Genomic DNA, 21,460 nt, shown 5'->3' with positions numbered 1-21,460 from the left:
ACGTATGCGTGCACTGCTGCTCCTGTGCGGTTGGCTGCTAAGCGCGCCTGTGATAGCGGGCGCGCCCATTGTGGCGGCGGCGTCTAGCCTGCAGTTCGCCCTGGAGGAAGCCGCCGCCCAGTTTACCCAGCAGACCGGGCACACGCTGCGGCTGAACTTCGGCTCCTCCGGCAACTTTCGTCGTCAAATCGCCCAGGGCGCGCCCTTCGAGCTGTTTTTGTCAGCAGATGAAGAGTTCGTTCAAGCGCTGTACAACGAGGGGTACGTGGATAACGCGGGCGTGATTTACGCCCGAGGACGGCTAGCCTGGGTACAGCCGGCTGGCCGTTACTCCGTACCCAGTGAGCAAGCGCCGCTTGCCGGCGTGCAGGAGGCCATTACCGCCTGGGAAGAGGGGCAGCGGCTGCGTATCGCCATTGCCAGCCCAGAACACGCCCCTTACGGCATGGCCGCCCGAGACGTGTTGCAAAAGGCGGGCCTGTGGGAAGCCAGCGAACCGCTGCGGGTTCAAGGGGAGAATGTCTCCCAGGCGATGCAGTTTGCCCTTTCCGACGAGGCGCGAGGTGGCTTAGTGGCTTACTCGCTAGCAGTCGCGCCCGCGCTGGCGGAGCGCAGCGAGGCGGTGTTGATGCCTGAAACGTGGCATACGCCGCTGCGCCAGCGCATGGTGTTAACGCCGCAGGCTGGAGAAGTGGCTCACGCGTTTTACGAGTGGCTGCAACAGGCGGATGCGAAAGCGATTTTTGAAACCTACGGATTTAGTACCGATTAATGGACTGGTCGGCGTTCTCTGTCTCGCTGCGGCTCGCGGCGTTTACCTGTCTCTTCTTATTACCTCTAGGCATTTGGTGGGGGCGCGTGCTGGCGACGGCACAGTTCCGTGGCAAGGGGCTGTGTGAGGCGCTGATTGCGCTGCCGCTGGTGCTACCGCCTACGGTGCTGGGGTTTTATCTGCTTCAGCAGTTTGGCCGCGATGCGCCGTTAGGCGGTGCCTGGGCGGCGCTGACAGGGGGCGGGCTCAACTTTACCTTTAGCGGTATTTTGTTGGCTTCTCTGATTGCCAATCTCCCCTTTGCTATTCAGCCGATTCAGCGTGCCTTTGAGCATGTGCCTGCGAACCTGCGTGAGGCGGCATGGTGCAGTGGGCTAAGCCCATGGCAAACCCTGTGGCGTATTGAATTGCCGCTGGTGTGGCCGGGCATTTTGTCGGCGGCAGCGCTAACCTTTGCGCACACACTGGGCGAATTTGGCGTGATTTTGCTGGTCGGCGGTGCGATTGATGGCGAGACCCGCACGCTCTCTATTGCCATTTATGATCGCGTCCAGGCCTTTGACGAGCAGGGTGCGGCGAGCATGTCTGCCCTCTTGCTGGTCATTTCCCTGGCAACCTTAGGCCTTGTCTATGGGCTCGCTGGCAAGCGTAGGTGGTCACGTGGATGATCTGATAGTGACCGCCCAACAGGCCGGCCCGATTCCACTCAATGCATCGTTTCGCTGTGCTCCTGGGGAGCTGCTGGCGCTGGTCGGGCCATCGGGAAGTGGTAAAACTACCTTGCTGCGCACCATTGCCGGGCTTTACCAGCCTCAGCAGGGCAGAGTGAGCTGCGCGGGCAGGGAGTGGTTTCTGGCCCAAAGCGGCCAGCGCCACTCACTGCCGCCGCAAGCGCGCCAGATTGGTATAGTGTTTCAGGATTATGCGCTGTTCCCTCATCTAACGGCGCTGCAGAACGTTCAGCTAGCCATAGGACACCTGCCTCGCGCTCAAAGACGTGAACAGGCTGTTCAGTGGCTCACTAAAGTGCGCTTGGAAGGCTTAGAGGCGCGCTGCCCTAGCGAGCTTTCCGGCGGCCAGCGCCAGCGAGTGGCCTTGGCTCGCGCCTTGGCCAGAGAGCCCCAAGCGCTGCTGCTGGATGAGCCGTTCTCTGCGGTGGATCAAGTGACTCGTCGCCGCTTACAGCGTGAGCTGGCGCTGCTGCGCCAACAGATCTCCATTCCCATTATTCTCGTCACCCACGACTTGGAAGAAGCCACCGCGCTCGCTGATCAAATCTGCGTGCTGCATAACGGCGTTAGCCTGCAGCAGGGCACGCCTGAAGCGCTGTTTCGACGGCCCGCTTCGCCGCTTGTCGCTAGGTTGCTGGATCGCCACAACGTCTTTAGCGGGGAAGTGGTCGAGACGGACGCTGGGCGACGCTTGCAGTGGGGGGAATGGCTGCTAGAAGTCAGCGAAGGTATCGCCCAGTGTGAAGTAGGAGAGTCATTGGCCTGGTACCTGCCACCGTCGGATATTGTACTGCATCGTCGGGGACGGCCTTCCCAAGGCGAACGCGAAAACCCGGTGGCGGCGACGGTCAGCGAAATGGTGGTGTTGGGTGGCATGACATCAATCTCGCTGCGTGTTTCCCACGGAGATATGCTACGTTTCGACATCGCCACCCACGCGGCCAAACGTAACCAGCTTAGCTTGGGGGAAAGGGTGCACGTCTCGCTGCTGGCTGAGGGGATTCATCTTATGCCCGCGCAGCGTACCCAAACGGCATCACACAACAAAAGGAACCTGTAATGACCCTGACACGCCGCCAACTGCTGAAAACCGCTGCCGGTGGTTCGCTTGCCGCCTGTTTACCCCTGCCGCTGTTAGCGGCTTGGGCGGCTGAACCCGCGCCAGCCAACACGCTGCCGCTGGCGATCCATAGCGAAGGTGGCCCGCACCGTCTCGATGTCGAAGTCGCCGAAACCGCTTCCCAGCGCCAGCGGGGCCTGATGGGACGTGAACATCTGCCAGAAACACGAGGTATGCTGTTCCGATTTGAGAGCGAGCAGCCCGCCGGTAACGCCTTTTGGATGTACCGGACGCTAATTCCGCTGGATATCGCTTATATCGACGGCGAAGGGCGCATCGTCGCCATCAACACCATGCCGCCCTGCGAATCTGATGCTCCTCAGGAGTGCCCCTCTTACCCTGCCGGGGCGGCCTATCATGCGGCGCTGGAAGTGAACGCGGGCTATTTTGCTGAGCGTGGCATACAGGTAGGCGACTGTGTCTCGGTGCCTGCGCTGGCCGGTTTTTGCCGCCCCGAATAACGTGCTTTGTTACGCCCTGGTTGGCCGCTGTTTTCCTACATTCAGCACAATTAGGGCAACGCCCGCGACTACTAGCCCGCCGCCCACCAGTTTATGGAAACCCATCGGGTCGCCCATCAGCAGTGCGCCAAGGCCAACGGCAAACACCGGGGTAAGCAGCGTCATTGGCACTACGCGATTCACCGGGTGGCGGCGCAGCAGCGCGTACCAAATGCCGTAAGCGGCGATGGACGACATAATGGCGGTATACGCCACCGCGCCCCAGCCCAGCCAGCTTGCCTGAGTGATCGCCTGCCACTGATTTTGCTCAAAGAGCCACGAGCCGAGCGCAACCTGAGGCACCGCAAAGAGCGCTACCCAACCTGCCAGCGCTAGTGGCGCAATGGGCGGCCCGCGTTTGATCAATAGCTGCGACACCGCCCAGCCAAACGCACTCAATAGCAAAATGGTTAACGGTAGCGGCGAGGGCAGCGTTGGCCCGCCCGCCAGCACCACCACACCTGCAAACGAGAGCAGCAGGCCTGCCAAGCGTTTAGGCCCTAATTTCTCTTTTAGGAATACCACCGCCAATAGCGTGGCAAACGGTGTGCCCATCTGCACAAGCAGCGCGCCTGTTCCAGCTTCCGCTTGCCCCAAACCAATAAACAGCAGCGCAAAGTGAAGGCTGCCAAACGTGATGGATAGCAGCAATAAAAAGGGCAGCTGGGCCCGGGTAACCGGGTAAAACGGCACCAGCAGTGCGGCCACTAGCACAAAACGCAGCGTAGTCATGAGTAGCGGCGGCAGCTCCGCCACGCCCACTTTGATCACAATGATGTTGAGTGACCAAATGACAATGACCAACAGGCCCAGAAGCACATCACGAAGCGGCACGGCGTTCTCTCGGTGAGGGGTGAGGCGCCTTCATAGCAAAGCGCTTTTATAACGGAAAAAGGTCATTTCGACGATTTAGCAAAACATAGTGTTATAGTAAGACGGCAACAGTCGTTGTATGGAGATCAACAGTAATAACAGAGGAATGATTATGAAGAAAATCTCATCAACGTTGTTAGGCCTGAGCATGGCGCTGGTGGCGGCTTCCGGCCACGCCAACGACAAGCAGTTGGTCATTGGTACCAATAATTGGGCTGAAAATATTGCCGTCGCCAATATGTGGAAAATCGTGCTGGAAGAAGAGCACGGCTACGATATCGAGCTGACCGACGTAGGCAAAAGCGTGCTGTACAGCGGTTTGGCCAATAATGATTTCGATATCTCGCTGGAAATTTGGCTGCCCACCACGGACAAGGAGTTCCTGGCGCCCTATAAATACGAGATCGATGTGCACGACGTGTGGTACGAAGGCACGGGGCTTGGCATCGTAGTGCCGAGCTATGTCGATATCGATACTATCGATGCGTTGCGCGATAGCGCCGATCAGTTCTCTTACCAGGGCCGCCCGACCATCGTCGGCATTGACTCCGGCTCTGCCATTGCCGGGCTGACGGACGAGGCCATCGATGCTTATGACCTGCCGATGCGTCAGCTGTACAGCTCCGACCCGGCGATGATGGCGGCGCTCGATGATGCCTATCAGCGTGAAGAGCCCATGGCCGTGACGCTCTGGAGCCCGCACTGGGCCTTTGCTGAGTATGATCTCAAGTACTTGGAAGATACTCAGGGCGTGTTCGGTGAAAGCGACGATATTTTCTGGTTCTCCCGCAAAGGCTTCGCGGAGGACGATCCGTGGCTCACCCAAGTGCTGAACGAGTGGCATATGGATGACGATACCTTAGGCGGGCTGATGGCGACGATTGAACAGCAGGGCGACCCCGTAGAAGGGGCGCGCACCTGGATTGGCGAGAACCGCGAGTTAGTCGATACGTGGCTAGCCGCTGGCGAGTAGCTATTTAATGCAAATTAATGCAAACCCTGGCAACGCCCTGAAGATATTCAGGGCGTTTTGCGATGAGTCGTGGGGCTAGCACCGTTGTATTGCCAAGACCGACCTTAGGCGTCTTCCTTTCGCTTGCTAACGGCCTACAATGGGCGGTGTGCCGATGGTTTTGAAAAGTCAGGCACCTTATAAGAACCGATAAAAAAGGATCGATAATAATGACGCTGACACGCTCTATGGCTCGTTTCACCGCTGGCTTGGCTGGCGCTGCACTGCTCTCGGCTGCGTTTTCTGCGCAAGCGCGCGAACTCTCGGTCTCAACCGTGCTTTCAGAAGCCTTTCCTTGGGGCCAAGCCGCCGAGAAGTGGGCGGAATTGGTAGAAGAGCGCAGTGGTGGTGAACTCACCCTGCGGGTTTACCCCAACTCTCAGCTGGTGTCGGGTGACCAAACCCGTGAGTTTTCCGCCATGCGTTCTGGCCTGATTGATGCCGCGGTGGGGTCCACCATCAACTGGTCGCCCCAAGTGCCGGAACTGAACCTGTTCTCTTTACCATTCTTTATTCCTGATGAGGCCGCCGTCGATGCCGTGACGGGTGGTGAGGCGGGGTCTCTGGTGTTCGAGGCGATCGAGTCTCGTGGCGTTATTCCGCTGGCTTGGGGTGAAAATGGCTTTCGTCAGGTATCCAACTCCCGCGGCCCGATCAGCCAGCCGGATGATCTGGACGGCCTGAAGATCCGCGTAGTGGGCTCGCCGCTGTTCCAGGATACGTTCTCCGCCTTAGGCGCTGACCCTACGCAGATGAGCTGGACCGACGCCCAACCCGCTCTCACCACGGGCGCGGTCGATGGCCAGGAAAACCCGCTGTCGGTCTTTGACGTGGCACGTATCGATCAAGTAGGCCAGGAGCATTTGACCCTATGGAACTACATGAACGATCCGCTGATTTTTGCCGTTAACCAGCAGGTCTGGCAGTCGTTGAGTGACGAGCAGCAAACGATGCTGCGCGAAACGGCCGAAGAGGCGGGTGCCTGGGAAATTGCCATGACCCGTGAGCAGGAGAGCGAGCGTTTGGCCGCGATCCAAGAGCGCGGAGTGACCGTCACCGAACTCACCGATGAGCAGTATCAAGCGTTCGTGGAAGCCACTCAATCCGTCTACGAAAAATGGGCCCCACGTATCGGTGAAGAGCTGGTCGAGGCCGCTCAAACCGCTATCGACGCCCGTTGATGTTCGTGTGTTTTCACTGCCGCCCGCCAAGGGCGGCAGCTTGCTGATGTGAGGCTGCCATGAAAGGCTTCCCCGATGCGCGCCCCGAGCGCTGGCTCGGCGCGCTCGCGCTGATTGTCATTGCGTTGATTAGCCTGGGCAATGTGGTGACCCGCTACCTAACAGGCGGCTCGTTTTCGTTTACCGAAGAGTTTTCCGTTTTCCTATTGGTCGTGTTGACCTTCGCCGGTGCGTCGGTTGCTTTGCGTCGCGACCGGCATATCCGCATTGGCTTTTTAGAGCGCGCCTTGCCGCCACGGTGGCGAGGCGCGCTGATTCTTTTTCAAGCCCTGTGTGGCCTGATCGTATTGGGTTTAATTACTTGGTACGGCGGCAAGCTGGCATGGCAGGAGTATCAGTGGGAGTCACTGTCGCCGGGCTTGGGGCTGCCGCAGTGGTGGTACTTGGTATGGCTGCCCGTATTATCTGCGGCCATGCTGTGGCGCTTGGTGCAGCAAACCCGTGACCGATTGGCGGGGGAGATAAACAGTGACGCCTGATATTTGGATGATTCTAGCCTTTGCCGGACTGCTGATAGCCGGCGTGCCGGTAGCGTTCTCCTTGGCGCTTTCGGGGGCGGTGGGCATCGTGCTGGGTCTATCGCCAGACATGCTCGCCACCCTGGGTACCAATACCTATAACAGCATCGCCAAGTACCCCTTGATTGCCATTCCGCTGTTTATTCTCACCGGGTTGATTTTCGAGCGGGCAGGCGTAGCGCTGCGTTTGGTGCGCTTTGCTCAGGCATTGATTGGGCCACGGCACGGCGGGCTGGCGCTGGTTGCGGTGTTAGTATGTATGATCATGGGCGGCATGAGCGGCTCGGGCCCCGCCGATGCCGCCGCCGTGGCCATGGTGATGCTACCCAGCATGACCAAGGCAGGCTACCCCAAGCCGTTCTCTGCCACGCTGATCGCGGCTTCGGCCTCGACGGCGATTTTGATTCCTCCCTCGGTTGCACTGATTCTCTACTCGATCGTGGTACCGGGTGTCGATCTTCGCGCGCTGTTTGCGGCGGGGTTGTTTCCAGGTGTGTTGGCAGGTTTGGCGCTGCTGGTGCCGGCCATGTTGGCCGCCAAACGCTATGGCTGGGAGGGAACACCGGTAGAGGGAGCTGAAAGGCTGACGGTACGAGGCACCTTCCGTGAAGCACTGCCTGCGTTGCTTGCGCCGGTGCTGATTTTAGGAGGGCTGCGTTCAGGCCTCTTTACCCCCACGGAAGCCGCCGTGGTCGCCGTTGCCTACGGAGCGGTAGTGGGCTTGTTCTTGACGCGAGAACTCACGCTACGCGATGTGTGGGAGCTGCTAGGGGAGGCCGCAATCATCTCGGGCGTGGTCATGCTGATCATTGCGCTGGCAGGTATCTTTGCCTGGGCAGGCACCATGCTGGGCACCTTCCGTCATTTGGCGGAGTGGATCATTGGCTTGACCGACAATGGAGTGCTACTGCTGGTCCTCGTCATGTTAGCGGTGCTGGTGGCAGGCATGCTGCTAGACGCGATTTCCATTTACCTGATCATGATGCCGATTCTGATTCCGGTGATGCAGCATTTCGAGTGGAACCCGGTGTGGTTCGGTATTTTGCTGGCCATGAACATTGCGATCGGTCAGTTTACCCCGCCGGTGGCGGTTAATCTGATGGTCACGACGGAAGTCGCCAAGATTCGTTTGGAACATACCCTTGGGTGGGCGCTACTCTTCGTGGTGGCGATGGGCGGTGCACTGGCGCTCGTGGCGATCTTTCCAGGCATTGCACTATGGCTTCCCACGGTGCTGGGTTATAACGTGTGAGCCTCGGATAAACGATGGGTGATAGCCCATGCCGAACAGGCATACGCGTTTCAGGATGTTTAACGCTTACTAAACGTTACAGGCCGCTAAACTAACGAAGAGTGCCAAGCGTGCCTTTGATAAGTGTGATGCGGCCTAAGCGGGCTGCCCGTTTCGTTTTGCCAGCTATGTCGATGGTGGCATCGCCCGCCGATGGAAATCGTGAAACATCGGGTGTGAATGCTGCACTGCACGACACGCTAAATTGCATCGCGCTTCGCCAATTAGCTTTTTTTTCGCTAAAGTAGGAACAGTCGGCACTAAATGCCGAGGTTGATAACAGACTGTCTTGACAACGTTTTGGAACCGAAACACCTGAAGGGAACCGTTCTGCAGGTGGCTTCAAAGCGCATAACGCTCACAACATCAAGATAAAGAGGTGTGTTCATGAAACGCCATGTATTTTCTACCGCGGCCTTCTCAGGCGCGTTCATTGCTGCGGCAACCTTTGCCTCTCCGGCCGTTGCCCAGGAGCGCTACATCACGATCGGTACCGGCGGCCAAACCGGTGTTTACTACGTCGTTGGCCAGTCGGTATGCCGCATGGTCAACCGTGGCAGCGATGAGCACAACATCCGCTGTAACGCCCCGTCCACCGGTGGCTCCGTGGCGAACGTCAATGGCATGAAGAGTGGCGAGCTGGACATGGGCGTCGTACAGTCCGACGTTCAGTACCGTGCTTACCACGGTGAAGCCAACTTCGAAGAAGAGGGCGCTTGGGAAGACATGCGTGCCGTCTTCACCATGCACGGCGAGCCGCTGACCGTTGTGGCCCGCGCGGATTCCGGTATCGAGAACATCAGCGACTTCCCTGGCAAGCGCGTCAACATCGGTAACCCTGGTTCTGGCCAGCGTAACACCATGGATGTCGTCATGGATGCGTTCGGTTGGGACGAAGATACCTTCGCCCTGGCGTCTCAGCTAGATGCTGCCGAGCAGGCGGCTGCCCTGTCTGACAACAACATCGATGCCATGGTGTACGTGGTAGGCCACCCGAATGGCTCTATCCAAGAAGCGACCACCACCATTGACGCGCGTCTGGTCTCCGTCACCGGTGAAGAGATCGACGGCCTGATCGAAGAGTACCCCTATTACACCCGTTCCGTGATTCCGGGTGGCCTCTACCGTGGTAACGACGAAGACGTCGAAACTTTCGGTGTGGCGGCAACCTTCGTTTCTTCCACTGCTGTTGATGAAGACATCGTTTACGAAACGGTGAAAGCCGTCTTCGAAAACTTCGATCGCTTCAAGCGTCTGCACCCGGCGTTCGAGAACCTGAACGAAGAAGACATGATCTCTGACGGCTTGACCGCGCCGCTGCACGATGGCGCAGCGCGTTACTACCGTGAGCGTGGCTGGATCGAATAAGTCGTAAAAAGAGTGACGCTATTGACGGAAGGTGAGTAGCGTCGCTTTGAGTTGCAAAGCGCGGGCACCTTGGGTGTCCGCGCTTCTTGTTGAGAGCGCTGATTGTCAGCGCTGACCATTAGGCAGGGCAAGCGTATGCGTGATGACAAACACCCTTCGGCAGCCGCTGAGAACGACCTGGAGGATATGGTCGCTTCCAGCGATACAGGGGCACGGAAACCCCTAGGCGTACCTGGAAAGCTGCTCGTGAGTATTGCAGCCATCTGGTCGCTGTTTCAGCTATGGATTGCATCGCCACTTCCCTATATCGTTGGCTTTGGCGTGTTTAGCGCCACGGAAGCGCGCTCGATTCATTTGGCGTTTGCGCTCTTTTTAGCCTTCATGGCGTACCCCGCCTTCAAGCGTTCGCCCCGTGATCGCGTGCCGCTGGCCGACTGGGTCCTGGCAGCGGTAGCGGCGTTTTGCGGCGCCTACCTATTCATTTTCTATGCCGATTTGGCCCAGCGGCCTGGGTTGCCGATTACCCAGGATATCGTCGTGGGCGTCGTTGGCATATTGATGTTGTTAGAAGCCACCCGTCGTGCACTGGGGCCGCCTCTGATGGTCGTGGCAGCGGTGTTTATTGCGTACTCCTTGTTTGGCCCTTACATGCCGGGCATTTTGGCTCACCGTGGTGTGAGTCTGGGCGGTTTGATCAACCACCAGTGGCTGGGCACCCAAGGCGTGTTCGGTATTGCGCTGGGGGTTTCGACGAGCTTCGTGTTCCTGTTTGTGTTGTTCGGGGCATTGTTGGATAAAGCGGGTGCCGGTAACTATTTCATTAAAGTGGCCTTCTCGCTGCTTGGCCACTTTAAAGGCGGCCCGGCCAAAGCGGCGGTGGTGGCGTCTGGTATGACCGGCTTGATCTCGGGGTCGTCGATTGCCAATACCGTGACGACCGGTACCTTTACGATTCCGATGATGAAGCGAGTCGGCTTTAGCGCTGAGAAAGCGGGCGCGGTGGAAGTCTCCTCCTCGGTGAACGGCCAGATCATGCCACCCGTCATGGGGGCAGCGGCGTTCTTGATGGTAGAGTACGTCGGTATTCCCTACGTCGACGTGATCAAACACGCCTTCTTGCCAGCGCTGATCTCCTATATCGCGCTGATCTACATCGTTCACTTGGAAGCGCTCAAGGCCAATATGAAAGGCCTGCCGTCCAGCAACCCGGCGCGTCCTCTACTAAATAAAGTGATTGGTTTCATGACCGGCTTATTGCTGCTCATGGGGCTCTCGATTGCCGTTTACTATGGCCTGGGTTGGCTAAAACCCGTGCTGGGTGAAGCGACTCCTTGGGTCGTCTCTGTCGGTCTAGCGATCGTCTATGTGGCGCTGCTAAAAGTGGGAGCCAACTACCCCGAGCTGGAGATGGACGATCCCAACTCCGAAGTCGTGACACTGCCGCAAACCCGCCCGACAGTCATGGTCGGCCTGCACTACATTCTGCCGGTCGTGGTACTGGTGTGGTGCTTGATGGTCGAGCGTCTGTCGCCTGGACTGTCCGCGTTCTGGGCCACCATGTTCATGATCTTCATCATGGTCACTCAGCGTCCGATCATTGCGATCTTCCGCGGTCGCAGCCAGATGGCCGCCGATATCAAAGAAGGCTTTAAAGACCTGTGGGATGGCCTGGTCACCGGCGCGCGCAACATGATCGGTATCGGTATCGCGACGGCCACTGCCGGTATCGTGGTGGGTGCGGTATCGCAAACCGGCGTAGGCTTGGTACTGGCGGACGTCGTCGAGATTCTCTCCGGCGGCAACCTGATGATGATTCTGCTGCTGACGGCCCTGCTAAGTCTGATCCTGGGCATGGGCTTGCCGACAACGGCGAACTACATCGTGGTGTCGGCGCTGATGGCCCCGGTGATCGTGCTGCTGGGTCAGCAAAACGGCCTGATCGTCCCGCTGATTGCCGTCCACCTGTTCGTGTTCTACTTCGGCATCATGGCAGATGTCACACCGCCCGTAGGCCTGGCCTCCTTTGCGGCGGCCGCCGTGTCAGGAGGCGATCCACTGCGCACCGGTTTCCAGGCGTTCTACTACAGCCTGCGTACTGCTGCCTTGCCGTTCCTGTTCATCTTCAACACGGATTTGCTGTTGATCGATGTCACGGTGGTGCAGGGCATTTTGGTGTTCATCGTCGCGACTATCGCCATGTTGATCTTCGCCGCAGGCACCCAAGGTTACATGCTCACCCGTAACCGTTGGTACGAGTCGCTGCTGCTGCTGCTGGTTGCCTTTACGCTGTTCCGTCCCGGCTTCTGGATGGACAAGATCCACGACCCCTACGAGTCGGTGCCGCCTGCTCAGTTCGCTGAGGCACTAGGCCGAGTCGATGATGGAAGCAACCTGCGCGTGCAAATTGCCGGTGAGGACGATTTCGGTGCGCCCATGACCACCTATGTCCTCGTTCCCGTACCGCGCGGTGACACGGGGGAAGAGCGCATGGCGAACCTGGGCATCGAGCTTTACGAAGACGGTGACCAAACGCTGGTCGATTTCGTCGAGTTTGGTAGCCAAGCAGCCGAATTGGGCTTCGATTTCGACCAAGAGATCCTCGAAGTGTTGGCCCCGGTGGATCGCTGGACCAAAGAGTGGATGTGGCTGCCTGCACTGGGCATCTTTGGCTTGGTCGTAGTGATGCAGCGCCGCCGTCGGCGTCAAGAGCAGTCCAACGAAGTGGCCGCTGCCTAAGGAGGTTGCCATGTACCATAAAGTGCTACTGCCCGTGGACTTGAACGAAGAAGCGTCATGGAAGAAAGCGCTGCCTACGGCGGTGACCCTGTGCCAAACCTTTGGGGCATCGCTACACGTGGTGACGGTACTGCCGGAATTCAAAATGCCCATGGTGGGCGCTTATTTTCCGAAAAACTTCTCTGAAAAAGCGCATGTGGCCATGAAAGAGGCGCAGCACAAGTTCATTCAAGAGCAGGTGCCGGAAGGGATCAAGACCCAAAGTGTGATCGTTGATGGCTCGCCTTGGGAGGCCATTATCAAAGTCGGCAAGAAGATCGATGCCGACCTGATCGTGATGGCGTCGCACACCAAGCGTAAGTTCGTCGATTACGTGCTTGGCCCCAATGCGGAGCATGTCGTTCATCATGCCAAGATATCGGTGATGATCGTGCGCTGAACGCCGTCTACCCCACGAAGCTCCGGGCCATTGGCCTGGAGCTTTTTTTGTCGTGAATATCACGACACGCTAACGCATCGAATTAATTGTCGTTAAGAGCGCCAGAGGAGGATTTTTTGTACTGAGTGGCGGGAAAGCCCTTCACGTGACACTGGCTCAGCTACATTAAAAGAACATTAAGCCATTAACGTTGGATTAATGGTGTCAACACACATGGTAGCTATTTACCTTGGTGCTTGGGTCAGTGACAGCCATTTGGGGTAAATCATAGGAGTTACGCCATGAATGCAGTAACAACAAAAACTCACGGCCAATCAGCCGATGCGCCCAACGTTAAAATCATCATCAACAAGGTCGGCATGGACAGGCCTAAAGCCTGGCTCGCTGCAGGCGTCGAAGATTTTCGCCGTGCCTCGGCCATCAGCTTGTCCTACGGCATGTTCTGGGTGGGGTTGAGTATCGCCATTACGCTGGGTGCCTACACCTTGGGCTACTGGCACTGGTTGCTGCCCATGATTGCTGGCTTCATGTTCATTGGGCCGCTCGTGGCGGTGGGCTCCTACGGTATCAGCTTAGCGCTTGAACGCGGCCGAGTTCCTAACTTGGGCGACGCGTTCGGTAGTTGGCGGCCGCATGCGGGTCAGCTCGCCATGATGGGTGTGATGATGATGATCTTCTTTTTGGCATGGATACGTCTCGCCACACTGCTCTTTGCGCTCTTTTTCGGATTCGAAGTGCCCAGCCCAGCTACGCTCTACACGGCGCTGGTCACAACGCCCGAAGGGCTTAGCATGCTTGCCGTCGGCACCGTTGCCGGTGGCGTTCTGGCCTTTGGTGCTTTTGCCATCAGCGTCGTCGCCATTCCTACGCTCATGGATCAAGACCTCACGTTTATGGAGGGCATCGAAGCCAGCGTGCGCTGTGTGGCCCGCAATTTCCGCCCCATGCTGCTATGGGCCGCCATCCTGACGGGCTGCGTACTGGTGGGCGTCATGACGTTCTATATCGGTTTGGCGCTCATACTGCCCGTTCTCGGCCACGCGAGCTGGCACGCCTACGAAGAACTGGTACGGTTCGAGCCGGTGGAAAAACTCAAAACCTAACGAAGGCAACCTTCGCGTTACGCTCCGCTTACCAAAAAAGTCGACATTCAACTGACCAATGAATCGAGATGGCGTACCCTAACGCCATCTCTTTTTTATTGCCTTGCGCTTGCGACAGCCGTCGCGTCGCTCAGGCACTACGATACGAGGAGTCGGTAGTGAAAGCGTTGTTATTGGGGTGGACTATGCTGGCGTTCAGCATTCCCCATACGGGGCTAGCGGACGCGGCAGAGACGGGAACACTGGCAACGCCTAGCGGGCCGGTGATTCTCAAGATAGAGGGAGAGGTGACAGCGGCCAACGTCGACGACGAGGCCCATTTCGATCGTGATATGTTGAGCGCTTTGCCTCAGCATGAGTTCACCACCGGTACGCCGTGGACCGAAGGCACGAGCCACTACCGTGGACCGCTGATGCGCACGCTGCTCGAACACGTCGGGGCAGAGGGCGATACCATTAACGTGGCGGCGTTGAATGGCTATGAAGCGGAGATTCCCACCGAGGATTTTTACGACTACGACGTGATTTTGGCCCTTGAGCGAGACGGACAGACCATTCCCATCCGCGAATATGGCCCGTTATGGGTGCTTTACCCCTTCGATCATGACGAAGCGCTGTTGAGTGAGCGTATGCGCTTCAGAGCCGTGTGGCAGGTCATGCACATCCATGTCCACTAGTGAGTCTGCCGCACGGGCGCCCCGCCTGCTGCGCTACCCGCGTCGCCTCAAGCTGGTTGCCATCATTACCGTGCTGCTGTTTGCGGCGGCGTTGGTGGTGGCTGGCTTATCGGCTTGGCGCCAGGACAACTTGACGCAAAGCCTGCGTGAAGATACCGCCTGGGTGGTTTACAAGCTCGATCGTGACGCCGTCCAACTGCTCAACCATTTGCTGGCAGAGACCCGAGGCCCTTTATCACCGGCCGCCCAGGACGAGCTCAATCTCCGCTTCGAGCTGCTCTACAGCCGTATCACCCTGCTACGCGAAGGGGAAGTCAGCTCGCTGTTGCAAAGCATTAGTGCCGCCAGTGAACTGCTGGACCACATTCAGCAGCAGCTCGACACCCTCGACCCCATGTTCGAACCCCACGAGTCCATGGCTCGGCTGCCCGTCACGGCGTTGGAGACCGAGCTACAGGCGCTGACTCGACTGACCGAGCGCTTGGTGATTACGATCAACGGCTATTTAGCGGAGTCTGCCACCGAAGAGCGTGCGCTTCTGAGTACGCTGTATAAATTACTGATTTCTCTACTGATTGGAATGAGCTTCGCCGTGCTGATGGTCATTGTCTTTCTGGTGCGTGAGATGCGCGAGAGCGCAGCAGCGCGACGGGAGCAAGAGCAGCTCAGTAAACAGCTTCAGGTGACGGCAAAGCAGGCGCAAGCCGCCAACCATGCGAAATCGGACTTTCTGGCCATGGTCAGCCATGAAATTCGCACGCCGCTCAACGGCGTAATTGGGATGAGCGAGCTGCTGCGCGAGCCCGCCAGTCCCGCCCAGGTCGAAGACTACGCCCGCACCATTCACGAGAGTGCCAACCAGCTACTCGCGATGATCAACGAGATTCTCGATTTCTCCAAAATCGAGGCCGGCCATTTGACCCTGGAAACGTCGCCGACCGCGCTCAAGCCGCTGGTAGAAGGGGTCATGGCGCTCTTCGAACCCAGAGCGCAGGCAAAAGGGCTTCAGCTGTCGCTGCACGTGGACCCACTGGTGCCAGCCTGGGTGATGATCGACGCGGGGCGTTTGCGGCAGATCCTGCTCAACCTCATTGCCAATGCGATCAAGTTCACCGACTACGGCAGCGTCTCGATTCGGGTATCGTCGACCGTCGAGTATCTCTCGTTCGACATCACCGATACCGGCTGCGGGCTCAATAGCGAACAGCAAGAAACGCTTTTCGAACCCTTCCAGCAGGCGGATGAAAGCGTTGCACGTCGCTATGGCGGCACCGGTTTGGGCTTGGCCATCTGTAAGCGGTTGAGTGAAGCCATGCAGGGGCGGCTGGGCGTTAACAGTACGCCGGGCCAGGGCAGTACTTTCTGGTGTGAGCTGCCGCTCGTCGAAGCGACCCCTGTCACGACACCGCTGCCCGCCGAGCCTACGCGGGACTTTGGCGGCACGTCGCTGCTCTTGGTAGAAGATAACGCGGTCAATCGCAAAGTAGCGGTGGGGCTACTGTCACGGTTGGGCTGCGAGGTGGTGTGCGCAGAAAGTGGCCGCGACGCTCTGGCGATGGTGCAGCGTCAGCAGGTGCATCTCATCTTCATGGACATTCAACTGCCGGATATCGACGGCATCACCGTCACGCAGCAATTGCGGGCGATGGGGGGCTGGTGCAGCGAGGTACCCATCGTGGCGATGACCGCCGGTGGCGCTGAGGATGATCGTCGACGCTGTCTCGCTGCGGGCATGAATGACTACATTACCAAGCCACTCTCGCTGCTGGCACTGGGTAACGTGTTGGCGCTGCAGCTCTCGCCTACGCAGACGCCCGTCGCCCCCGCGCACTTGGCGTCCGCGCAGGAAGGGGATGACGCGGCTCTGCTCAATGAGGCGACACTGGCAACGCTCATTGGCTCGCTAGGCCCTGACAGCGTCAACCAACTGGTGGTGCTCTACCACCAGCAGGTGAACGACTACATCCCCCAGCTTGCGGGCTATTTTGCGCCCGGCAGCCAGCCCGATCGCGAACACTGGCATCAGGTCCAGCGGCTGGCGCATCAGTTACGGGGGGAATCCGTGAGCATAGGTGCCGAGCTGCTTGCCGTTCAGGCCAAACGGTTAGAAACCATGGCTGCCCATGATGAGGCATCGTTGGCGTCGCTGGACGCCTGTTTCAACGCGCTCCGCCACTGTGCGGCACGTACTCACGCTGCGCTGGAGACATGGCGTCGTGATCACCAGCTTCACTAACCGTGGCCTGATCGCGGCTGCGAGCCGTGAGGCCGACCCGCAGGTGGCTGCCCATGCGCTGGCGGCCGAGTTGTGTCATGAGCACGCCGGTTTCGTGCTGTTTTTTTGCAGCGCTGAGTACCCGCTGGATCGGCTGGCTGATGCGCTCTGTCAGGCATTTGGTGAGCTGCCCGTCAGCGGCTGCACCACGGCGGGCGAGCTAACGCCCGATGGCTATGACCGTGGTTCGATCGTTGCCATCTCCTTCGATCGACGCTTTTTTGCCGTCGAAACCGCGCTGATCGATGACCTGGATCATTTCGATTTACCCGTCGCGCAGCCGCTGGTCGATGCGCTCTTGGAGCGCTGCCGTCGACAAGCCGTGGCTCCGGTCAACGAACACAGCTTTGCCCTGACACTGCTGGATGGTCTTTCAAGCCGCGAGGAGCAGGTACTGGCAACGCTGGATGCGGCACTCGGGCGTATTCCAAGCTTTGGAGGTTCCGCAGGCGACGATAACCATCTCACCCACACCCATGTGTATGCCAACGGGCGCTTTCATACCCGAGCGGCGGTGGTCGTCATGATGAATACTCGGCTGCCGTTTGACGTCTTCTCTACCCACCATCTTGAGCCGCTCGAGCATAAGCTGGTGGTCACCGGGGCGGACCGGGAGCGTCGCCGCGTCCTTGAACTCAACGGTGTACCCGCCGCCGAACTGTATGCTGCTCTGGTGGGCTGTCCGGTCGAGGCGTTGGCACCGGCGGTCTTCGCCCGACACCCGCTGGCGGTGCACTTGGGCGGGCAGCACTACGTTCGCTCGATTCAGCGGGTCAATGACGACGGCAGTCTAAGCTTCTACTGCGCGGTCGAGAACGGCATCGTACTCACCGCTATGCAGCCCACGCCGCTGCTGGACGATTTAGCCCGTATGCTGCAGCGCCTAGAAGCCCGTCTAGGCGAACCTGCCGCCATCATTGGCTGCGACTGCTTTTTAAGGCGCATGGCGCTGGAGTCGCTGGATCAACTCGACCAAGCCTCCGCGCTGCTGCGTCGGGCGAGGGTGGTCGGTTTCAATACTTACGGCGAGCAGCACCATGGCATGCATGTGAACCAAACCTTTACGGGGGTGGCGTTTGGCACTCTTCCAGCTCTCTGATTCGTCGCCACGGGACGACGATGTGGCAGCCCTGCGCGAAGAGAATCGGCGCTTGCGCAGCGTGTGTACGGCGCTCATGGAGCGGGTGGAGGCTGGTGGTGCTCCCAACGGTGCGCCTTACGCTGCGTTCGAACGCTCCGTGCTGCTCGCCGAGCAGGTGCGCGAGCGCACCGACGCGCTGCACCGCACGCTGGATGAGTTGAGTCAGGTCAACGCTCGGCTGTTGGCCGCTCATGCCGACGCCCAAGCGGCCAATGAGTCGAAAACCAAATTCCTGGCCGCAGTCAGTCATGATCTGCTTCAGCCGCTCAACGCCGCTCGACTGTTCGCCAGCGCCCTGGAAGCCCATGCGCTGCCGGCAGCGTCCCAAGCACTGGTCGGCCATATTGGCCGGTCGCTGAAAGATGTCGAAGGGCTGCTGGGAACGCTGGTGGACATCTCCCGTCTTGACGCCGGAGTGCTCCACGCCGATAAAGCGCCCTTTGCCGTCAACACGCTGCTGGATGCGTTGGCTGAGGAGTACCGCCAAGTGGCCGGGGTTCGCGGGCTCAGCCTGCACTACGTCCCCTCCCTGGTGTGGGTGGAATCCGACCTGGCGCTGCTGGCCCGGGTTGTGCGTAATTTTCTCAGCAATGCGGTGCGCTACACCGAACATGGCCACTTGCTGTTAGGTTGCCGCCGCCGCCGCGATGGATTGGAGATCATGGTCGGGGATACCGGCCCGGGTATCCCCGAACCGCAGCGTCAGGCGATTTTTTTGGAGTTTCGCCGCGCCAGCCAGCCGCAGGCGAACCAGAGTCGCGGGTTGGGTTTGGGGTTGGCCATCGTGGATCGCATTAGCACGATGCTGGGCCACCCCGTTCGGTTGGCCTCTCGACTGGGCCACGGCTCTCTGTTCTCCATTTTGGTGCCCTATGCCGACATCGGCGAGGACAGCGCCGTCCCGTCGCGAACGTCCATCGAGTGGGATGACGATCCCTTGCAAGGGTGCGTCGTGTGGGTGGTGGACGATGATCCGGCCATTACCGAAGGCATGCAGGCGCTCCTGGGCAGTTGGGGATGTCGGGTACGCGCGGCCGCGACGGTGAGCGCGTTGGAAGCGGCTAGCGACGGTGAACGCCCCGCCGTTCTATTGGTGGATTACCATCTCGGCGACCATCGAGAGAACGGCATCGACCTCGCTGCTCGACTGCGTCGACGCTACCCTGGGTTAGCCGCCGTGGTGATCACTGCCAACCATGAGGCCGCGGTGAAGCGTGCTACCCGCGAAGCAGGGATCCACTGTCTGCTAAAACCGCTCAAACCGCTGCGTCTCAAAATGCTGCTGGGCACGCTGTTGGAGAGCCGTTAACGCACCGGACGTTTCGCAAGATAACCGCTTAGATCTTCCTCGCCAGCCATGACAATGGCGTGCACTCGGCTGCTCGCGCCGAGCTTACGCAAAATCGCCGATACATGGGTTTTGACCGTGGTTTCAGCGATGGCAAGTTCTCGGGCAATCTGCTTGTTCGACATGCCCTGGCTCATGCAGCTCAACACATCCAACTGTTTTTCGGTCAGCCGAGGTAAGCGACTCTGGCGGTCGTCCGAGAGTGTCGCGCCGGGCGCCGAAGGAGGCCTGGGAGGAGGGCGGCGCATGATCTCGGCGGGCAAATAGAGCTGTCCTTGGAGGATTTGCTGCAGGGCGGCAAGCAGCTGCTCCCGTGGCGTCGATTTTGGGATATAGCCCACTGCCCCTAGCGTAATGGCATCGAGTACGAGCTGGCGCTCCTGATGGGCAGAAACGATGGCGACCGGCAGCCAGGGAAACGTCTCGCGAAGCGCTTTCAGCCCCTCTAGCCCGTCGGCATCCGGCAGGCTCAAATCGAGCAACAGCAGGTCCAGCCCCTCTTGCGCTTCGATACGTGCGATGGCCGCGGCAAGGCTGTCGGCTTCGACCAGCTCCGTATCGGTGAAGCCGCTGCGAATCACCGCGTGCAGCGCATCGCGGAACAGCGGATGGTCATCTGCCACTAACAGCGAGTACATGGCGTCTCCTACCAAGGAATGAGGGTGCGTCCTGCCATCGGGCTATATCGTGAATGGCGTGAGTGGCCAACACTGGGTAGGCACCTTTTAATAATCATAATACGCAGGAGCAGTACCATGATCTACGCCAACCCAGGTGAAGCGGGCTCTGTTGTGTCGTTCGAAAAGCGCTATGGCAACTACATCGGCGGTGAATTCGTCCCCCCGGTGAACGGTCAGTACTTCGACAACATTAGCCCAGTGAACGGCAAAGTGTTCTGTGAAATTCCCCGCTCTAGCGCTGAAGATATCGAAAAAGCGTTAGACGCTGCCCATAAAGCCGCTCCGGCGTGGGGCAAGACCTCGGTACAAGAGCGCAGTAACATCCTGCTCAAAATCGCCGATCGCATCGAGCAAAACCTCGAAATGCTGGCCGTGGCCGAAACGTGGGATAACGGCAAAGCGGTGCGTGAAACCCTCAATGCGGACATCCCGCTGGCCGTCGACCACTTCCGCTACTTCGCCGGCTGCCTGCGCTCCCAGGAGGGCACCGCCGCCGATATCGACGCCAACACCGTGGCGTACCACTTCCACGAGCCGCTGGGCGTGGTGGGGCAAATCATCCCTTGGAACTTCCCGATTTTGATGGCAGCGTGGAAGCTAGGTCCGGCGCTGGCGGCAGGTAACTGCGTCGTTCTAAAGCCCGCCGAGCAGACCCCTGCTTCCATTTTGAAAGTCGCCGAGTTGATTGGCGACCTGCTGCCGCCGGGCGTACTCAATATCGTCAACGGTTTTGGCGCGGAAGCCGGTCAGGCGCTGGCGACCAGCAAGCGCATCGCCAAGATCGCCTTTACCGGTTCGACGCCGGTGGGCTCGCATATTCTGAAGTGTGCGGCAGAGAACATCATTCCCTCTACCGTCGAGCTGGGCGGCAAGTCCCCCAATATCTACTTTGCCGACATCATGAACGCCGAGCCGACGTTCATCGACAAAGCAGTAGAAGGACTGGTGCTGGCCTTCTTCAACCAAGGGGAAGTGTGCACCTGCCCGTCGCGGGCGCTGATTCAAGAGAGCATGTACGACGAGTTCATGGCGAAAGTCATCGAGCGCACCAAAACCATCAAACGGGGTAACCCGCTGGATACCGACGTTCAGGTGGGCGCTCAGGCATCCCAAGAGCAGTTCGACAAGATCATGTCGTACATGGATATCGCCCGGGACGAGGGCGCCGAGTTCCTCACCGGCGGTAATAAAGAGACGCTGGATGACAGCATCAACAGCGGTTACTACATTCAGCCAACGCTGTTGAAAGGCACCAACCAGATGCGTGTCTTCCAGGAGGAGATTTTTGGTCCGGTGGTCGCGGTGACGACCTTCAAGGACGAAGAGGAAGCGCTGGCGATTGCCAACGATACCGAGTTTGGCTTGGGGGCGGGCGTGTGGAGCCGCGACATCAACGTGGCCTTCCGCATGGGCCGTGGCATTCAAGCGGGCCGCGTCTGGACCAACTGCTACCACCAGTACCCCGCCCATGCTGCTTTCGGCGGCTACAAGAAGTCGGGCGTGGGTCGTGAAACCCACAAGATGGCACTCGAGCACTACCAGCAAACCAAGAATCTGCTGGTGAGCTACGATATCAACCCGCTGGGATTCTTCTAAAGCGCTCGAGTACGGCAAGCACAAAAAACCCCGGTCAAT

Annotated in this window: 19 protein-coding genes; 17 read left to right on the top strand and 2 right to left on the bottom strand. The window is 59.0% G+C overall.

The window, feature by feature from the left end; genetic code table 11:
- Positions 1-4 precede the first annotated feature (4 nt).
- The 4 genes from modA to AB6K10_RS00150 are packed head-to-tail and all read left to right on the top strand — an operon-like array spanning position 5 to position 3,084.
- On the top strand, positions 5-772 hold the full coding sequence (modA, locus tag AB6K10_RS00165) for a molybdate ABC transporter substrate-binding protein (RefSeq protein ID WP_339117721.1): 768 nt from the start codon (positions 5-7) through the stop codon (positions 770-772).
- A complete protein-coding gene (modB, locus tag AB6K10_RS00160) occupies positions 772-1,440 on the top strand; it encodes a molybdate ABC transporter permease subunit (RefSeq protein ID WP_062360632.1) in 669 nt (222 codons plus the stop codon). Before modA ends, modB begins: the two co-directional genes overlap by 1 nt.
- A complete protein-coding gene (locus AB6K10_RS00155; RefSeq protein WP_339117720.1) occupies positions 1,433-2,563 on the top strand; it encodes an ABC transporter ATP-binding protein in 1,131 nt (376 codons plus the stop codon). Before modB ends, AB6K10_RS00155 begins: the two co-directional genes overlap by 8 nt.
- Entirely contained in the window at positions 2,563-3,084 is a 522-nt protein-coding gene (locus AB6K10_RS00150) for a DUF192 domain-containing protein (protein WP_339117719.1), read from the top strand. Before AB6K10_RS00155 ends, AB6K10_RS00150 begins: the two co-directional genes overlap by 1 nt.
- Positions 3,085-3,093: 9 nt before the next feature.
- On the opposite strand, the gene AB6K10_RS00145 is transcribed toward AB6K10_RS00150, so the two are convergent.
- Positions 3,094-3,957, bottom strand: a complete 864-nt coding sequence (locus tag AB6K10_RS00145; protein ID WP_339117718.1) for an EamA family transporter — start codon at positions 3,955-3,957, stop codon at positions 3,094-3,096.
- A gap of 151 nt (positions 3,958-4,108) precedes the next feature.
- On the opposite strand from AB6K10_RS00145, the gene AB6K10_RS00140 reads away from it, so the two are divergent.
- The 12 genes from AB6K10_RS00140 to AB6K10_RS00085 all read left to right on the top strand — a co-directional run bounded on the left by AB6K10_RS00140 (position 4,109) and on the right by AB6K10_RS00085 (position 19,106).
- Positions 4,109-4,969 (top strand): glycine betaine ABC transporter substrate-binding protein, encoded by an 861-nt coding sequence (locus AB6K10_RS00140; RefSeq protein ID WP_339117717.1) that lies wholly within the window; start codon positions 4,109-4,111, stop codon positions 4,967-4,969.
- Positions 4,970-5,178: 209 nt separating this feature from the next.
- Entirely contained in the window at positions 5,179-6,189 is a 1,011-nt protein-coding gene (locus AB6K10_RS00135) for a DctP family TRAP transporter solute-binding subunit (RefSeq protein WP_339117716.1), read from the top strand.
- 59 nt (positions 6,190-6,248) lie between these two features.
- Positions 6,249-6,728: a TRAP transporter small permease gene (locus tag AB6K10_RS00130; RefSeq protein WP_253017629.1), complete on the top strand. Its 480-nt coding sequence runs from the start codon at positions 6,249-6,251 to the stop codon at positions 6,726-6,728.
- Complete coding sequence (locus AB6K10_RS00125; RefSeq protein ID WP_339117715.1) at positions 6,718-8,019, top strand: TRAP transporter large permease; 1,302 nt, start codon at positions 6,718-6,720, stop codon at positions 8,017-8,019. Before AB6K10_RS00130 ends, AB6K10_RS00125 begins: the two co-directional genes overlap by 11 nt.
- 426 nt (positions 8,020-8,445) lie before the next feature.
- Entirely contained in the window at positions 8,446-9,426 is a 981-nt protein-coding gene (locus AB6K10_RS00120) for a TAXI family TRAP transporter solute-binding subunit (protein ID WP_159343072.1), read from the top strand.
- A gap of 135 nt (positions 9,427-9,561) precedes the next feature.
- Positions 9,562-12,162: a TRAP transporter permease gene (locus AB6K10_RS00115; protein WP_159343071.1), complete on the top strand. Its 2,601-nt coding sequence runs from the start codon at positions 9,562-9,564 to the stop codon at positions 12,160-12,162.
- A 10-nt stretch (positions 12,163-12,172) separates the two neighbouring features.
- Positions 12,173-12,601 (top strand): universal stress protein, encoded by a 429-nt coding sequence (locus tag AB6K10_RS00110; protein WP_159343070.1) that lies wholly within the window; start codon positions 12,173-12,175, stop codon positions 12,599-12,601.
- A gap of 281 nt (positions 12,602-12,882) precedes the next feature.
- Positions 12,883-13,704: a DUF2189 domain-containing protein gene (locus AB6K10_RS00105; protein WP_159343069.1), complete on the top strand. Its 822-nt coding sequence runs from the start codon at positions 12,883-12,885 to the stop codon at positions 13,702-13,704.
- 185 nt (positions 13,705-13,889) lie between these two features.
- Positions 13,890-14,381 carry a molybdopterin-dependent oxidoreductase gene (locus AB6K10_RS00100; protein ID WP_305947008.1) on the top strand — a complete coding sequence of 164 codons (492 nt, stop codon included), beginning with the start codon at positions 13,890-13,892 and terminating at the stop codon, positions 14,379-14,381.
- Positions 14,371-16,617, top strand: a complete 2,247-nt coding sequence (locus tag AB6K10_RS00095) for an ATP-binding protein (RefSeq protein WP_339117714.1) — start codon at positions 14,371-14,373, stop codon at positions 16,615-16,617. Before AB6K10_RS00100 ends, AB6K10_RS00095 begins: the two co-directional genes overlap by 11 nt.
- Positions 16,598-17,755: a nitric oxide-sensing protein NosP gene (nosP, locus tag AB6K10_RS00090; RefSeq protein ID WP_339117713.1), complete on the top strand. Its 1,158-nt coding sequence runs from the start codon at positions 16,598-16,600 to the stop codon at positions 17,753-17,755. Before AB6K10_RS00095 ends, nosP begins: the two co-directional genes overlap by 20 nt.
- Positions 17,733-19,106: a hybrid sensor histidine kinase/response regulator gene (locus tag AB6K10_RS00085; RefSeq protein ID WP_285262943.1), complete on the top strand. Its 1,374-nt coding sequence runs from the start codon at positions 17,733-17,735 to the stop codon at positions 19,104-19,106. Before nosP ends, AB6K10_RS00085 begins: the two co-directional genes overlap by 23 nt.
- On the opposite strand, the gene AB6K10_RS00080 is transcribed toward AB6K10_RS00085, so the two are convergent.
- Positions 19,103-19,783 carry a response regulator transcription factor gene (locus AB6K10_RS00080; RefSeq protein WP_285262944.1) on the bottom strand — a complete coding sequence of 227 codons (681 nt, stop codon included), beginning with the start codon at positions 19,781-19,783 and terminating at the stop codon, positions 19,103-19,105. The two genes, AB6K10_RS00085 and AB6K10_RS00080, sit on opposite strands and share 4 nt — an antisense overlap.
- A gap of 117 nt (positions 19,784-19,900) precedes the next feature.
- Between AB6K10_RS00080 and AB6K10_RS00075 the strand changes: the two genes are divergently transcribed.
- Positions 19,901-21,421, top strand: a complete 1,521-nt coding sequence (locus AB6K10_RS00075; protein ID WP_159343065.1) for an aldehyde dehydrogenase family protein — start codon at positions 19,901-19,903, stop codon at positions 21,419-21,421.
- Positions 21,422-21,460 lie beyond the last annotated feature (39 nt).

This window comes from Halomonas sp. BMC6, assembly GCF_964204995.1.
In the GTDB taxonomy this organism is placed as follows: Bacteria; Pseudomonadota; Gammaproteobacteria; order Pseudomonadales; family Halomonadaceae; genus Vreelandella.
This window is presented reverse-complemented; position numbering and strand designations above follow the sequence as displayed.